The sequence below is a fragment of the Hoeflea prorocentri genome (genome assembly GCF_027944115.1).
In the GTDB taxonomy this organism is placed as follows: Bacteria; Pseudomonadota; Alphaproteobacteria; order Rhizobiales; family Rhizobiaceae; genus Hoeflea_A; species Hoeflea_A prorocentri.
Genome location: NZ_JAPJZI010000001.1, coordinates 3,861,361 through 3,877,752 on the forward strand (window position 1 = coordinate 3,861,361; position 16,392 = coordinate 3,877,752).

A 16,392-nucleotide genomic window follows, 5' to 3' on the forward strand; every position below is an offset into this window, starting at 1 on the left:
CTGTCCAGGATATCACCGTGAATTGTCGTTTCGGCGCAAAAGGCGCGCCAGTTCAGGCAATATTGTCTCGGCTTCTCCGGCCTGTTCAGCCACCGAAAGCCCGTGAGAAATGGCGTCCGAAACGCCATCGGCAATACGGCACCCGGAACCTGCCTCTGAGGCCATTGCACGGTAGTAGTCGATGTCCTTCTGCGCATTGCTCAATGCGAAGGGCAATGAATTGCGATCCTGCTCGGTCAAAAACGGCGCCATCCTGTCGAGCGCGACACCGCCGCCACCGCCGGATGCGAGCACGTCGACAAAGATTTTCGGATCGACCCCGCCATTCTCTGCTTCCGCGGCGGCTTCGGCCAGGAGCGAAATAAAGCCGATCGAGACATAATTGTGCAGAAGCTTAAGCCGGTGTCCGGTGCCTGTGCCGCCCACATGACGGACGTCTGCGGTGAACGAATCCAGCACCGGCTGAGCCTTCAGCAGCGCCTCGGCCGTTCCGCCGACCAGAAGGTTCAGCGTTCCCTCATGGGCGTGTTGGGCCGTTCGCGTCATAGGCGCGTCGAGAAAAAAGCCGCCCGCCTCAGCCACCAGCGCCGCCATGCGCTCTGTTGAGCCAGGCAGGGAGGTCGAACAATCAACAACCACCGTGCCCGCCCGCATGGCGGAAAGTACGCCATCAGGCTCCGTCAATACCGCCTCGACCTGCGGCGAGCCGGTGACACACAGAATCATCAGGTCCGTCGCCGCAGCAACCGCGGCCGTTGTGGAGCAGGGCGTGGCTCCAAGCTCCAGCAGTTCATCTGTCGGCTGGTTGCCGGGATGCTCGAGAAACCAGAGCTTAAAGCCGCCGCGCTTTAAGACGTTGCGCGCGATGCCGTGCCCCATCAGACCGACACCAATGATCCCAACATTCATTGCCTGTTGTCCTCCTGCTGCAGAGGCCCGCGCGCACCGGTCTGACCCGCCGACTGCCTCTTTGCCGTGATTGTTTGCGCACATCCGCTTTCAATGTGCAAGCGCAACTGGAGGGGATAGGGTTTGAGTGTCGAGCCCGTGGGGCTCTCAGGGCTGCACTTTGGGCAGATTCGGAATTGCCTCCATCCGGACGGTCACCGTGGCACTTCCGGTATTGTTTTCGTAAAAAATGCGCCGATCCCACATGATCAGGACATCGTTTACGTAGAGGTAGAGTTCGCCGCTTGCCGGTGCTTCAAATCGTGCCGAGAAGATCAGCGGAATTCCGACATCGCCGCCAAAGGCCGTCGGCTTCTCGTTCAGCAGCAAAAGTTTTTCTTTGAAGCCCTTTCTGCTTTGCTCCGACAAGTTTTGCCACGTATCCGAAATGGCCAGTTTGTTGTCTGTTTCATATTCCAGACCGTCACGAGGGACCAGAAGCGGTGGCTGGCCGTCGATCGCCTTAAGCGGGAAGCTCTCCTCGGCGTGCGCACCAATCTGGACGATCGGTTGGAACCAATCGGCCCCGGTCCAGCGGCGGAAAGTCGGCGCCATGAGACGATGGCGCCAGCCGCTCGATTTGAACGGGGCGGCACCGACCGGGATCGTATGATCAACAAACGGTTCATTATCCTCTGTCCGTTGGTCGATCCAGAGTGTGTAGGTTCGCCCCTCCACCACCTTTACACCCGTCGCCCAGCACCTTGAAGAAGGCAAGAAGCCGGCTTTCGAATGTGAAGAAGCATCCAAGCGGAGTTCGACCCAATTCAATTTCTGTTGCGGACAAAACCCGCCCGACGCCGTCTTGCCTGTGACAAACAACCAGTTTGCCGCAACTGCCACCGCAACAAGAAGGAGCGCAACAAAGGCAATGGCAGGAATGAGCGTGATTTTGAACTTTACGAGTATCTCCCCGACTTTGTGCAGGCGCAGTCTTCTGACCAGGTCAACAAAAAAACGAACACTCCCCGGCAATGCCGGCGAGCCTCGTTTGCTATCCCAGGCGCTCAGCGCCGTGTCCTTGATTCGATTGCTGAGCCGCGTGTTGAGTGAATAGAAGAGGGCAGCCAAACCTATGAGCAAAAGAGCCGATATTGGATTTTCCCGAAAGGCATCCAGCCACGGCTGCAGGAAACCAGGCGTAAAATTCGCCACCCAGTCCAAAAGTATCCTCGCCCAGCTCCGAGCTCTGGTCTCCTCAAAATCCAAACCAAAATAGCTCAAGGCTCCGCCGAGCACGGGAAGAAACGCGAGATAAATGACGCAGATAATAAGCGCGTAATAGGCCAACCGGCGCAGGACAACCAGATTTCGAACGATATCGGCACCTTCCAGGCTCGGCCTTTGAGCTCGAAGCCGCTGCATGGCAGCAGCATCGGGCTTCAATTCCTCTTCTTGCTTCTTTTCACTCGACGCCGAGGACGGCTCCTGATCATCCGACCTTTCAACATACCTGATCGACTCGTCACTCATCTGAACTTCAAACGTGTCTGGCAGTGTGGTGGGCGCGTAACCTTCCGACCCGAAAACTATCTTTTGGATCACACTGTTGTGCACGACAGGGTCGCCGCCGTCGGCTTCCGTGGTGGTGATGCGGCGCGGCGAATAGCGGTAGAACGCCTTCATGCCCTTGCGCGAATTGTGTATGTGGGCGAGTACAGAAGAATGTTCGTAAAAGTAATTCAGGTTATCGCACCGAAAACGCAGTTCCAGTGAGCGCGCTTCACGTGCCATCCAGCAAAGCGGTGTGAAAGCCAGTGAATCGTCCGGATAACCACCCCCCACGTCGGAGTGCATGCCGGAAAACCAGACCTCACTTATCTCCGTACCGGCACTGTCCCTTGGCGTCTGGTCAAAACGGACCGGGTGGAACGTCTTGCGTTCGTCGTCGATCGACAGGGCGTGCCTGACCGTTTGGACCGCTTCACTGCAGATTCGGTTGCGGAACGACATTGGCCAGATCAGATAGTCGATCGGCTTACGCAATTCCTCGATCGGCACACCATAAGCCTCGACTGTATCGAACAGGCCCAGAAACCTGATCGAAACGGACCCGCCCAACCTTCGCGGTTGTTTGTCCTCCAGTATGGCCTCAACTTCGCGATGCGGCTTACGTCTCATGATCCTTCGGAAAACCCACACCAGGCCATCACGTACAAGGCGGGCTATTCCGACCGTGGGTGATACTTTCCAGATATCCGAACCGAGGTGTTGCCGGCGTAACTTCACCGTGTTGCTGCGGTATTGCCGCCAGGCCCCCATCGCATTGGCGCGCATATCGGCTCTTGAGACAGGCTTGCCGTCAATTTCCGCCGGCATCAGACCCTGGTTGTGGATGAGGCTTGCCAAGGTGCGAATGGTGAACGATCCGCGACTAAAGCCGAACATGAATATCTCGTCGCCCGGCTCCCAATTCCAACAGATAAACCTGTAGAGCTTGCGTACATTGCTTGGAACACCGAAGCCCGTTGCTCCATCAAGCTTTGCCAAGAGGCTGTTTCCCGAAGTACCGACGCCTTGAATATACCGCGCAATCTGATCGGGTTTTGAGCGGTCCAGCGATTGATAAAGCCGCCAGACATTCGATTCCTGCTGAGTAAAGGCGTTACCGGTGCCGTCGGCGAAAACGACAATCCTCTTCCCTTTTTTTAAGACATCGGCATGCTGTGCCTCACCGGTCCCGGCACCGCCGGGTTTGGACCGGCTCCTTGTTTTGTTTTCCTCGCCCACGGGAATGACCTGGTCAATCCGCCGGAGGCGTCGCCATCGGTTGCCTTCGCCACTTGTCGAACTTGCCCAAAACGCCCCAGATTATTAGGCCGAGAAAGATCGGCAGCATGGGTCCGCTCATGCCGGAAAGGAGCGGAATGCCCTTCAAAACGCCATTGACAATCTGACCGAGAATTGAGTCGCCTTGGGACTGGCCAATAATGGCCGTGGCGACGGAGCCAATAAGACCTATCGCGGTTTTCTTGCCGTCCAACAACCGGCCAATGAACGTGCCGAGCGCGCCATTGACGGTCGTCAGTTCCGGTTTGAGGACGCCCTGCTTGATAAGCAACTGGCGTATGGCTTCGAAGTTTTCGAGTTCCGGAGGGATATCCTTGTCCACAGGCTCGGTTTTCCCCGCTCCGAATATTGCCAGAATTCGCTCCAACCGCTCCAGCCGGCCGCTAATTCTATCAGCATCGATATTCATGTCATCACCTCCAGGCTTTGGCGCTTCGTGCTGCGGGATCCGATGGTCCTCTTTATCGGCACCCGCCGCGACGGCCCCGCGCACAGCGGTCTCGAAACTGCGCGCGTAGGCGGCGATCTTGCTCGCCTTATCCAATCTGTTGACGATCCTGCGCGCCTCAACATAGTCGCACCGATTGCCATCGATGAAATCCGACAGCTTGCGTCCGGTCCACAAGCCCTCTACGTGGCCGGTCACGGCGACTTCGGCATCAATTCGGGGTTCAAGCAGCAGGCCTGGATTGTTTACGAAATCCCGATCGAACCGAACAGAAAGCCTGCGGTAGTTGTCAAGGTGGGTAACCTGTACCCGGCCACGACCAAAATAGCTTATTCCGCCAACCGGTTCCGCATAGTCGCGGCTGATCCTTCCATCGGCAAAAAGCTTGGCGACCGCCCGCCTTGCGCCTGCATCGCTGGTGGCAAAGCCTTCCCGCACAGGGACCATACGCCTACCGGTCTCATGGTATATGGTGGCAAGAATGTAAGCGAGCCAGCGCGGATCTTCATCGCTGTATTCGCGCTCCCAAACATCCAGCACATCGTCTATGCCCTCAACCTGAGACTGACTAAGCGATCCGCTGAACAGGCTCTGCCTGACACCATCAAAGAAGGTACGTCGCGACAATCGCTCAGGGCCTGGATCAGTCTGTGAAGACGGTGATTGGTCGCTTGATGGTGACCGTGGCGATGCCCCGAAAAGCAGCGATACCAAATCGCGCAGACGATCGATTTCACCCTGGTCGAGATCCGTTTCATCCGGCAGGTCCTCGCGCGACACATCGGATTTTTCGGCTGAATCCTTCACCGGATCCAGAGCATTGGCCCCGTCAAGCAGCGGGAGATTGACTCCAAGGGCGGCGGCAGTCTTTGGCCCGCAAATTCCGTCGGCCTCAGCCGGCCCCAGCACAGCCTTCTGGAACGCCGTCAGCGCCATGAGCGACAAACGGCCAAATTTGCCGTCCGCTTCACCCGTCAGATGCCCTGACGCGATCAGCGCCTGCTGCACGGCCTCAGACGTCGGACCATTTGATCCGAAACAAACAACTTGACGAAGGGCGGCAGGGTCCGCCTGCTCAACCAAAGCGATCTGATGCGCTTCGAACAGCAGGTAGACAAAAACGTCCTGCGCACGTGTATAGGCATTGTCGATAAACACCTTCCACGGGCCCGTCTCAGCCGCGTTGCTGCGACCCGGCATGCCGCGCACGACCTGACAACCAGCGCTGGAATATCGAGCAGGGCTGTCGCTGTAGGCGGAATGCAGATTGTCCCAAATGAAATCCCCTGGCCCGGTACCGAAGTCAATCTCGTCAAAATTGTCATAGGAGGTGTCGTTGGCCGTCCGGCGGACGGGAAAAAATGCAGCTTGGCGAAAGGCGCGATGCGCTCCCGGCTTTCCACTTTTGTGGATGCCTTTTTGGTAACGGAGGCGCCCGGGCACCAGGCGGTTTGTGCCGCGACCTCCCTTTTCGCGAGCTTTGGCAATCATCCTCGCGGAAGGAACCGTTGAGCCCGGAAACAAAGCGACTTGCCCGCTGGACCGGTCCCACTGACCAAGCGTACAGCGCATGTTCTGATAATCTATCGCTGCGAAATCAGCGTCATGCGCCTCACCAAAATTCAGACTGTTGGAACTCGCCGGCAAAGCGCCGCGGATGCCGAATAAAACCAGATCGTCTTCCGGTAGCGGGAAGCCAAAGCAAAGACACGCTTTCTCTAGAAGTTCTGACGAAATACTGATCATGCGCACCCCCTCCCGCATTGCTATAATGCTTGTGCAATCACTACCTCAAGTTTAGATTACTTACAATTTGTTAACCAAGTCAAGTACGCCTCAAACATCAATTCTCAGATTTTCTTGGGCATATTTTTCAGCAGCGACGCCACCTGATAAGGTTACTGAAAATACTGCATTTTTGACTTGCATACGTACCATGAAAGCATGGCCATTTAGGCTTTCGCGAGGCTTCTGGACGTCTCAAACCGATCAAAATATCCCGTCGTGCGAACATGACATGGAAAGGACGCCGACCATATTCAGCCGCTTGCATTCCAGCACTGAGATCCTGGGAAACCTTAAAGACGGGACGTGCGAACGAACCCGCTCAAGAGCCATTCGAGCCAAAAGTGTTTTCTATGTCACTGGTGTAGACCGGTACCGATATGTCCGAAATGGACCATCAAGTGAATGGCGCGCTCGGGAAGATTCGAACTCCCGACCCCCAGATTCGTAGTCTGGTGCTCTATCCAGCTGAGCTACGAGCGCGCGGCGGATGGCAATAGCTGTCCGCGAGGCGTGTTCCTAATCCTTTCAGCGCGCGAATGCAAGCGCCATCCGGTCAAATTTCTCACTGTTGCCGCGACTATTTCGAAAGCGCCGGAAGAGACGTGCCCATCTGCCCTACTCCCCGATCTCCTTGATCGGAAGCGGGACCAGCGGCTGGTGGCATTCCTGCTGTTCGGGCTGGTTCGGCAGGGTGATGCGGAAGTGTGTGCCGGAGCCCGATTTGTCGACAAGACCGATGGTGCCGCCATGGGCCCGGACCAACTCATTGGCAATGGCAAGGCCAAGCCCCGTGCCACCCGATCGTGTCGAGCCGTGAAATGCCCTGAAGAGGTTTTCCAGCGCCTTGGGCGGCATGCCCGGGCCGGTGTCGTCGATATCAATCGTTGCCATGCCGTTTTCGACCCGCGCAGACACGGTGATACGGCGCACGATGGCAAGGTCATCCGATGCGTCCGCGGTTAAAGCCTGGATGGCGTTGCGGCAAAGATTGTGGATGGCGCGAAACAGTTGCTCGCTGTCGGCGTCCAGCTCCAGCCCTTCGGGCACATCTATTATGAAATCGATCGGGACGTTTTCATTGGCGTGATCCGGATCAGCATCGACAATGAGCATGTCGCGCACATCCTCGACCAGCGCGGCAAAATCAACCCTTCGCCGGTTGGGTTCCGCCTCACTGGCGCGGCCGTAGTCCAGCACCTCGCGGGTATAGTCCACCGCCCGGTCCACCGTCCGTATGAGTTTTGGCGCGAAACGCTTGACGACGGGATCGTCCACCATCGACAGTCGGTCGGACATGAGCTGTGCCGAGGCCAGGATATTGCGCATATCGTGGTTGATCTTGGATACCGCCAGGCCGAGATTGGCCAGGTGCTGCTGCTTCTTCAGCGTGCCCTGCAATTCCTTCTGCATGGCCTCAAGGTGACGCTCGGCTATGCCGATCTCATCCTGGACATCACGCGGATGAATGATGCGGGACGGATCGTCCGGTTCACGCGAGAAAACCTGCATGCTCGCGGTCATGCGGCGAATCGGGCTGATCATCATAGTGTTGATGGCCACGAAGACGAGTCCCGCCGTAAACAGGGAAATCAATACTGAAAGGAAAAAGACGTTGCGGCCGTAGATCAGCATGGCGTTTCGCAACGGGTCTTCCTCCATGACCACGTCGATCATCATCGTGCTGCCTTCGACCGGCCCGTAAACGCGGATGACACGATCGTCCGAAAAGAGTGCGACAAAGGCATCACGGATCGCCGCAAAGGGCGAAACCGAGGACAGATCATATTGCTGATCCACACGGGGCGGCATGTCCGACGTGGCGATCAGACGGCTCATATTGCCGGTCTTCAGCGCAATCGATTTTGTGCCGGTTGCCATCAGGGCATCATCCTGGATCGGGCGCGGGAGCTCCATGTTCTCCCAACCCTCGACGACGAGACTGGCCGCAGCAGCAGTGCGCAGGCGATCCTCCAGCCAGCGCATGCGCATGTTGGCGACTGACGGTACGAAAATGAGCACTTCGGCGATCATGACAAACAACACTGTCAGTAGAAGCAGCTTGCCTGAAAGGCTGTGCCACGGCCTCTTTTTGCCGTTGGTTTGCAGCCTGTTTTTTTGGCTATCGTTTTCGCCCGAGCCCATCATTTTTCCCGTGTCGCGGCAGCTTGCAGTCCCTGAAATCTGTCCAGGCTGCTGCACCGAAGGAGGCGCCTGCCTATCCGAATCGGCGTAGAAACCCGATAATACTGCGAATAAAGGGTTTTCGCGTCATCGGACTATAATAGGAAATCACCGCGCGCTTTCCAATCTCGGCCATTGTGGGATAGGGAGGCACATAGCCGCGAACATTGGACAGCCGCATCCCGTTGGCAATGGCCAGCGCCCACATATTGATCATCTCGCCGGCTCCCGCACCGGCAATGGACACCCCGGCGATCCGGCCTTTGCGGTCGGTCACGAGCTTGATCAGCCCGTCGGTCTTTCGCTCTGCCAGCGCCCGGTCGTTTTCCGCATAGGGCCAGCGCAGGACATGGATCTGACCGAAGCGCTTGCGCGCCTCCTCCTCGCTGAGACCGACATGGGCCAGTTCGGGATCGGTATAGGTGGCCCAGGGGATGATGCGGGTGTTTTCCTTCGCGGGCGCACGGAACAGGATCTGCTGGATGACAAGGCCGGCATGGTAGCCCGCGACATGGGTGAACTGCAGCCCGCCGGCAACATCGCCGATGGCGAAGACGCGCTTGTTCGTCGTCTTCATATTCGGCTTTACCTTGATCCCGCGTCGGTCATATTCGACGCCGGCCTCTGAAAGGCCCAGGCCCTCGACATTGGCTGCGCGCCCCGTCGCAACGAGTATATGCGAGCCGTCGACGGTCTTTTCCCCATCCGCAGTGTCGACGCTGACGCGAACGCCAGCACGGCCGAATTTCTTGACGCCGGTTACCGTGGCGCCCTCCATGATCTCGACACCTTCCGCGCGGATACGGTCGAGAACGATGGCTGCGAGCTCGGGATCATCCTTGCCGAGCGCCTTCAATCCCTCGATCACCGTCACATCAGAGCCAAGGCGGCGGTGCGCCTGCGCCATTTCCATGCCGATCGGGCCACCGCCGACGACGATCAGATGACGCGCCCTTTGGGTGCGATCGAAGAGTGTCTCGTTGGTCAGATAATCAACCGTGTCGATACCGGGGATCGGCGGAACGAATGGCGATGATCCTGTTGCGATGACAAAGCGCCGCGCCTTGATCTCGTAGTCGCCGGCCACCACGGTATTTGCATCTGTAAAGGCTCCCGCAGCCTCGATGACCTTGACACCCAGCGCTGTGAACCGTTCGACGGAATCGTTCGGGGCGATTGCATCGATAACGGAGTGAATATGCGCGTGGACCTTCTTGTAGTCGACCTTCATGTCGCCGGCATGGACGCCGAAATGCGGCGCCTCGGCAATGGCGTGGGCGTGTTTGCCGGCGGCGATGATCGCCTTGGAGGGCACGCAGCCATAGTTGAGGCAATCGCCACCCATCTTGCCTTTTTCGATCAGCACGACATCCACACCGAACGAGGCGGCGGCAGCGGCAACCGTCAGACCGCCCGATCCCGCACCTATCACACATATGTCGGGACGTAGCGTGGTGGTCATGTCACCCCTCCTCAATCAATAAAGATAAAGCCCGGCAGGCCTGCCCGGCGCAGAATAATCAGATTTCACGGCCGGCGCGGATTTTTTTGATCACAAAGGGGATCGCGGCGACAACGGCCAGCGCGGCAAAGGCAATGGTCAGTTCGGTCGTGACAAGGTCCGAAACCGAGATGTCACGGCCGGCGGCCTTGGCCGAAAGGATCACACTGTCCAGCCCCTGGCCAAGATAGGCATAGGCATAGGTGCCGGGCAGGATGCCGATGAAGGTGGCGGCCACATAGATGCGCAGCGGCACGTTGAACAATGCCGGCGCGATATTGATAACAAAAAACGGGAAGACCGGTGCCAGCCGCAAAACGAGCAGGAAGCCGAACGCGTTTTCCTCAAAGCTGTGCGCCAGCTTCGACACTCCGGGTCCGGCCATTTTTTTCAGGAAATCGCCCATGGCCGTGCGGGCGGCGAGAAAGATGATCGAAGCACCGATGGTCGCGGCGAACGCAGTCAGCGTGCCGCCCATGAACCAGCCGAACAGAAAACCGCCGAGGATCGTCAGCAAGGAGGCGGCCGGGAAGGAAAACGCCACGGCGGCGGTGTAGGCCAGCAGATAGATCAGACTTGCGACGACGATGTTGTCCGTCACATAGGCCTTGAGCGCGTCGCGATGCTCAATCAGGGATTCGAAACTGAGATACTGGTGCAGGCCAAAATAATATCCAAGTGCCAGCCCGCCGACGATAACTCCGATCGGCGCAAAACGCCTTATCCGCCCGGCACTGTTTTGCGTTTTCATGGCTCCGTCTTCATCCATGGCGGCAGTGCGGTCAAGCCGCGCGCCTGCGGTCTCTCCTACGCGTCCCGTCTCGATTGCCATGGAATGCTCCTCGTTGTTAGGGGCGGGACCGGTGTGAGCCCGCGAGCCCTTTGAATCTAATGGTGGCATCGCCGGTGAGCCAATGAATTCAACTCGCGTTTTTGAACGTGTGTGTGACCGTGGACAGCACGGCGTTCACATCAGCGTGATGCTTGATGGTCACCAAAGGGTTAACTGATGTCATTCAAGGACCAGTCGTAAACGAAGCGACCGAGGCGCGCCGAATTGATATTTGCCTTGTGCTGCGGCTCGGCAAAGGCGCTCCAATGGCCCTTCAGCTGCCCCCTGCCGCCAAAGTCATCGGCGTACCAGGAGTAGATCTTGGAGGATGTAATCCGGCCCGATTTGACCGACACGCCGCGTGAGTGATTGACATATTCACGGGCATTTTGCGCCAGCAGGCTGTTAAGGTTCGAGCCGGTAAAAGCGCGGACCGCGAGATTGGGACATGAATAGGATGCGCAGTTCAGCCCGTAATGGGACATGGGATCTTCAAACAATCCCCGCACTATCCGGTGTTCGACATCGTCAAGCGAAAGCTCCTGGCCTTCAACCGTCATGAGCTTCTTCGACCACGGGCCGGAGCCGAATAAACCGCCGCCGCCGAGCTTGATATCCTTGATCGATTTGACCGGGTAATAGTCGGCGACCACATCCAGCGTGGCGGCGTTGTAGAGATTGATCCAATAGGCATGCGCCTCATCTGCCGAGAATGTCGTCGGACGCGCACTCTGCATGGCCACAAGATAGGCTTTGAGCTGGCCTTGCGCCGACGATTTCAGCCCGCGATAATCGAACCTGTTATATCCCTGTGCATCCGGTTTGACATAGGCCCTGAGCATTGCATCGAAGGCCGAATGATCAAAACCTGCACCGCCGCGCGGGCGTAATTTGGTGATCGGGCGCGCCGCCTGTGCGCTCTGGACACCGGTGGCATGTGCGACGGCAAGCGTTGTTCCTGCGATCAGAAAGGAGCGTCGGGATAAATCTGTCATGGGCATTCCTCAATTGTCTGGGTTGCGACAAGGCCGGGCAGTTGCATTGGCGGGAAAATTGCGCGGCCATTCTTATGAGGCAAGAGCTTCGGCGGCGTTCTCACTGTCATGTGAAACAAGGTGATGGGCTGGCGGGCGGGCAAACGGCGCCAACAGATGGGGCCGAAGCACCCGCGTAGGAGCAATGCGATTGACTTAAACGGGGCTTTCTGCGTATAAGCCGCGCACGTTCGGGTTCGATCGTCCGGCGCCTGTTTTTTGCGCCCTCGCCGCCCAGACAATAATCGCAACGCTACTGTTTTTGACAGTCCGAAGAAGGGCCGCACACCGCGGTGTTTAAATAAATGACAAAGCGTACCTTTCAACCGTCCAAAATCGTGCGCAAGCGCCGCCACGGCTTCCGCGCCCGCACCGCCACCAAGGGTGGCCGCAAGGTCCTCGCCGCTCGCCGCTCGCGTGGACGCAAGCGTCTGTCGGCCTGAGCCGACCGGGAAACTCCTAAGAGGGCTCATGCCGTCGACCGGGCTATCGCCGAAAATCGGACGTCTTCGCAAAAGGTCCGAATTTCTGGCCGTTCGTAAAGGTGAACGGCGCAGGGGTCCCTATTTCATTGTCGAGGTCCTGGATCGTGAACGGCCGCAGGATGCGCCGCGCATCGGCTATACGGTGACCAAACGGCAAGGCAATGCAGTCGAACGCAACCGGATCCGGCGACGGCTCAAGGAAGCTGTAAGAACCGGCGCCGGATTTGATATGAAGCCCGGTCATGATTATGTGGTGGTAGCGCGACGTGATGCGTTGAAAGCGCCTTTCGGGGCTTTGTCGGACGCGCTGGCGACCCGCATCAGAAAGACTGCCGGCGGACAACGCGGTACCGGCCGCTTCCCTGCTCCGAACAACGGAACCGAGTGATGGAACAGAACAAAAATTATTTCATAGCCATTGGCCTTTCAGTGCTGATCCTGATCGCCTGGCAGTTTCTGTACGTCAATCCGAAAATCGAGCAGGAGCGGGCCGCGCAGGAAGCGTTGCAGCAGCAGCAGCTCGAACAGCAGACACCGCAGACCGGTCAATCGGCAACGTCCACGGCAACCGGTTCTTCCGAACTGCCGCAGCAGGGTGGATCGAGCGCAACCAGCCTGCCCGGCGCTGCATCCGGAGGCACCGGGGTCGCCTCAACCATCAGCCGTGAGGCATCGCTCGGCCAGTCCCAGCGCATCTCAATCGAAACACCGGCCCTGACAGGATCGATCAACCTTGCCGGTGCCCGCTTCGACGATCTCAAGCTGAAAAACTACCATGAGACGGTGGACCCGACGAGCCCGATCATCGAGCTTCTGTCGCCGGCGTCGATGGAGGAAGGCTACTTTGCCGAATTCGGCTATGCGGGCAACGATATCAGCGGTGCGGTTCCGGGTCCCGAGACAGTCTGGCAGGTTGACGGGACACCGACACTTACCCCCTCGACACCGGTGGTGCTGACCTGGACAAATGACAAGGGCCTTGCCTTCCAGCGCACGATCAGCATCGACGAGAACTATATGTTCGAGATCATCGACGCGGTGACCAACAGCTCAGACAGTGCGGTTTCGGTTTCGCCCTACGGACGCGTCACCCGCATGTACAAACCGCAGCTGACAGGCATCTATGTTCTGCATGAGGGTTTGCTCGGCGTGATTGGCGAGGACGGCCTGCAGGAAATCGACTATGACGATGTCGAGGAAGACAAAACGATCAGCCCCGCCAAGACCAGCGACGGCTGGATGGGCATCACCGACAAATACTGGGCAACCGCTCTCATCCCGGCACAGGGCCGACCGTTTCAGGCACGATTTTCCTATTTCGACGACGGCCGGCCGCGCTACCAGACGGACTATCTCAGCGATGCGGTGACCGTGCAGCCCGGACAGACCCAGACCAGCGAGAAGCACCTCTTTGCCGGCGCCAAGCTGGTCCCGATCATTCAGGACTATGAGGTCACTTACAGCATCGACCGGTTCGACCTGATGATCGACTGGGGCTGGTTCTACTTCATCACCAAGCCGATGTTCCATCTGCTTGATTACTTCTACAAGTTCTTCGGCAATTTCGGCATCGCGATCCTGGCGACCACCGTTCTCTTGAAGCTTTTCTTCTTCCCCCTGGCCAACAAATCCTACAAATCCATGGCCAATATGAAGAAGGTCCAGCCGCAGATGGAGGAGATCAAGGCCAAGCATGGCGACGACCGCCAGGCGATGCAGAAGGCCATGATGGAACTCTACAAGAAGGAGAAGATCAATCCGGTGGCGGGCTGCTGGCCTGTCCTGTTGCAGATTCCGGTCTTCTTCGCGCTCTACAAGGTGCTGTACGTCACCATCGAAATGCGCCATGCGCCGTTCTTCGGCTGGATCCAGGACCTTTCCGCGCCCGATCCGACCACTATCTTCAACCTCTTCGGACTGTTGCCGTTCACGCCGCCGCTGTTCCTGATGATCGGCATATGGCCGCTGCTGATGGGCATTACCATGTTCCTGCAGATGCGCATGAACCCGACACCGCCCGATCCGACCCAGGCCATGATCTTCAACTGGATGCCGGTCATCTTTACCTTCATGCTGGCGACGTTCCCGGCCGGTCTGGTGATCTACTGGGCATGGAACAACTTCCTGTCGATCATCCAGCAGGGCGTGATCATGAAACGCCAGGGCGTAAAAATCGAGCTGTGGGACAATCTGATCAACATGTTCAAGAAGAAGCCGAAAGCGGCTGAATAGCCGCTTTCCTGAAGGCAGATGAACGAAACGCCGCCCAACGCGCCCGATGCCGCGACACTGTTCGCACGGCCGTGGGTTTTCATACGCGGCGTGCCGGCAATGAAATTCCTGCCGCCCGAGGGGCCGCCTGAGGTCGCCTTTGCCGGGCGTTCGAATGTCGGCAAATCCTCCCTGATCAATGCACTGGTGCGTCAGAAGGGTCTTGCGCGTACGTCCAACACGCCGGGGCGCACGCAGGAGCTGAACTATTTCGTGCCCGACGGTTTTTCCGGGCAAGCCGGCGACCTGCCTCCCCTCGCCCTTGTCGACATGCCGGGTTACGGCTTTGCCAAAGCGCCAAAGGCACAGGTCAAGAAGTGGACCGAACTCGTCTTTGACTACCTGCGCGGCCGTTCGACGCTCAAACGCGTTTATGTGCTGATTGACGCCCGTCACGGCCTGAAGGCCAATGATGAGGATGTCCTGAAACTGCTGGATACAGCCGCCGTGTCCTACCAGATCGTTTTGACCAAGATCGACAAGATCAAGACCGCCGGCATCGACCGGCTGTTGCGCGAAACGGATGAGCGGATCAGAAAGCGGCCGGCTGCTTTTCCGCACATCGTTGCCACATCTTCGGAAAAATCGATCGGTATGGATGAACTGCGGCAAGCGATCATGGACGCCACTCAGAGTTAGCCGTTCATTTTCAAATATGTGTGCTATTGTCGGCGCACAAATGTCAGGAGAAGTGCGGTCTAATGGGCGACAAGCATGAACCCCAACAGGTGGCAATGGCGTGGGCGGTGCACGCTTTTACCGCATCTGGCATCGTGCTTGGTTTTCTCGCGCTTGTCGCCATCCTGGACAACGATAAAACCGCGGTTTTCATGTGGCTTGGCCTGGCGCTGTTCGTCGACGGGATCGACGGAACACTGGCGCGCAAGGTGAAAGTGCGTGAGGTCACCCCTCAACTCGACGGCACCACACTCGACAATGTCATAGACTATTTCACCTATGTGGCCGTTCCGGCAATGATGGTTTACTGGTTCGGGCTTGTGCCCCAAGGCTGGGAAACGGTGACCGCGGCGACCATCATGGCCGTGTCGTGTTATACGTTCGCCAATACCGGCATGAAGACATCGGACTATTACTTCTCCGGATTTCCGGCGCTGTGGAATGTCGTCGTTCTCTATTTCCACATCCTGCAGACAAGCCCCTGGACCAATCTGATCGTCATTGCGATCTGCGCCATACTGACTTTCGTGCCACTCAAATATGTGCACCCGTTCCGCGTCGCGGACTGGCGCGGGGTGACAATACCCATGACGGTGCTTTGGGCCGCAACCACCTTGAGACTGGTTCTCATTCCACCTGATGTCACGACGGAGCAGAAGGCCTCGTCCATATTCTTCTGGCTATGGGTGCTCTCGACCCTCTACTTCATCGGGCTGTCGCTCTGGCGGTCCTTCCGGCCCGAGCCTGAAGACGATCAGGCGGCCTGAGCCTCAAACGTCAAAGCCAGACCGTTTATGCAATGTCGCATGCCCGTGGGCGGCGGTCCGTCATTGAAGATATGGCCGAGATGGCCGCCGCATCGGCTGCAATGAACCTCGGTGCGCGGCAGGACCAGCTTGAAATCACGTTTCGTCCCGACTGCGTCGGTCAAAGCCTCGTAGAAACTCGGCCATCCGGTGCCGCTGTCATATTTCGTTTCGGATGCATAGAGCGGCTGCGCGCATCCGGCGCAATTGTAGGTCCCTTCCCGCTTTTCATAGAGAAGCTCGCTTGTATAGGGGCGTTCCGTCGCCTCCTCGCGAAGAACGGCAAACTGGTTGGGGCTGAGACGCTCACGCCACTCGGCCTCGCTGTAGGTGATTTCAAACGTGCCTTCACTGGCCTCCGCAGGCACGTTAGAGGGCCTGAAGGCGTAAAGGCCGCCAAACGCGGCGACAGCAGCCCCGGAAAGCAGAAATGCACGGCGATTCATGAGCAACTCCTTCTTTGCCTTTAATATAGTCACTCTGTTGCTGACATAGGCATGAACTTTTCGCGAGCAACTCCTATCAAGCAATGATTTTAGAGCCAGTCAGAGTTGCTCGGCGCGCATGCGGCCGGATATCGATAGGTCAGAGATATTTTTGCCATGACAGGCGGATTAAGTTCGTGCCGCT

At 57.8% G+C, this 16,392-nt stretch carries 13 protein-coding genes and 1 tRNA gene; 5 read left to right on the forward strand and 9 right to left on the reverse strand.

Annotated elements, in window-relative coordinates; genetic code table 11:
- Positions 1-12: 12 nt before the first annotated feature.
- The 8 genes from OQ273_RS18125 to OQ273_RS18160 all read right to left on the reverse strand — a co-directional run bounded on the left by OQ273_RS18125 (position 13) and on the right by OQ273_RS18160 (position 11,483).
- Positions 13-909, reverse strand: coding sequence for an NAD(P)-dependent oxidoreductase (locus OQ273_RS18125; RefSeq protein ID WP_267992107.1), 897 nt, complete (start codon positions 907-909; stop codon positions 13-15).
- A 147-nt stretch (positions 910-1,056) separates the two neighbouring features.
- Positions 1,057-3,678, reverse strand: a complete 2,622-nt coding sequence (locus tag OQ273_RS18130; RefSeq protein WP_267992109.1) for a DUF2235 domain-containing protein — start codon at positions 3,676-3,678, stop codon at positions 1,057-1,059.
- 13 nt (positions 3,679-3,691) lie between these two features.
- Positions 3,692-5,386, reverse strand: coding sequence for a peptidoglycan-binding protein (locus OQ273_RS18135; RefSeq protein WP_267992110.1), 1,695 nt, complete (start codon positions 5,384-5,386; stop codon positions 3,692-3,694).
- Positions 5,387-6,377: 991 nt separating this feature from the next.
- Positions 6,378-6,454, reverse strand: a tRNA-Arg gene (locus OQ273_RS18140).
- Positions 6,455-6,589: 135 nt separating this feature from the next.
- The gene (locus tag OQ273_RS18145) at positions 6,590-8,119 is read right to left on the reverse strand and encodes a sensor histidine kinase (protein ID WP_425493427.1); all 1,530 of its coding nucleotides are present in this window, start codon (positions 8,117-8,119) and stop codon (positions 6,590-6,592) included.
- 70 nt (positions 8,120-8,189) lie between these two features.
- Positions 8,190-9,617: a dihydrolipoyl dehydrogenase family protein gene (locus OQ273_RS18150; RefSeq protein WP_267992114.1), complete on the reverse strand. Its 1,428-nt coding sequence runs from the start codon at positions 9,615-9,617 to the stop codon at positions 8,190-8,192.
- A 58-nt stretch (positions 9,618-9,675) separates the two neighbouring features.
- Complete coding sequence (locus tag OQ273_RS18155) at positions 9,676-10,488, reverse strand: TVP38/TMEM64 family protein (RefSeq protein ID WP_333781695.1); 813 nt, start codon at positions 10,486-10,488, stop codon at positions 9,676-9,678.
- Between the two features lie 170 nt (positions 10,489-10,658).
- Positions 10,659-11,483 carry a DUF547 domain-containing protein gene (locus OQ273_RS18160; RefSeq protein WP_267992116.1) on the reverse strand — a complete coding sequence of 275 codons (825 nt, stop codon included), beginning with the start codon at positions 11,481-11,483 and terminating at the stop codon, positions 10,659-10,661.
- A gap of 344 nt (positions 11,484-11,827) precedes the next feature.
- Between OQ273_RS18160 and rpmH the strand changes: the two genes are divergently transcribed.
- The 5 genes from rpmH (at position 11,828) to OQ273_RS18185 (ending at position 15,723) form a co-directional block, all read left to right on the forward strand.
- Positions 11,828-11,965 (forward strand): 50S ribosomal protein L34, encoded by a 138-nt coding sequence (gene rpmH, locus OQ273_RS18165; protein ID WP_267992118.1) that lies wholly within the window; start codon positions 11,828-11,830, stop codon positions 11,963-11,965.
- A gap of 28 nt (positions 11,966-11,993) precedes the next feature.
- The gene (gene rnpA / locus OQ273_RS18170; RefSeq protein WP_267992120.1) at positions 11,994-12,395 is read left to right on the forward strand and encodes a ribonuclease P protein component; all 402 of its coding nucleotides are present in this window, start codon (positions 11,994-11,996) and stop codon (positions 12,393-12,395) included.
- Entirely contained in the window at positions 12,395-14,239 is a 1,845-nt protein-coding gene (gene yidC, locus OQ273_RS18175) for a membrane protein insertase YidC (RefSeq protein WP_267992122.1), read from the forward strand. The genes rnpA and yidC overlap by 1 nt, the downstream gene beginning before the upstream one ends.
- An 18-nt stretch (positions 14,240-14,257) precedes the next feature.
- A complete protein-coding gene (gene yihA, locus OQ273_RS18180; protein ID WP_267992124.1) occupies positions 14,258-14,917 on the forward strand; it encodes a ribosome biogenesis GTP-binding protein YihA/YsxC in 660 nt (219 codons plus the stop codon).
- A 62-nt stretch (positions 14,918-14,979) separates the two neighbouring features.
- Positions 14,980-15,723, forward strand: coding sequence for a CDP-alcohol phosphatidyltransferase family protein (locus OQ273_RS18185; RefSeq protein WP_267992126.1), 744 nt, complete (start codon positions 14,980-14,982; stop codon positions 15,721-15,723).
- Here the strand turns inward: OQ273_RS18185 and msrB are convergent.
- Complete coding sequence (gene msrB, locus OQ273_RS18190) at positions 15,711-16,208, reverse strand: peptide-methionine (R)-S-oxide reductase MsrB (RefSeq protein ID WP_267992128.1); 498 nt, start codon at positions 16,206-16,208, stop codon at positions 15,711-15,713. The genes OQ273_RS18185 and msrB overlap by 13 nt on opposite strands.
- Positions 16,209-16,392 lie beyond the last annotated feature (184 nt).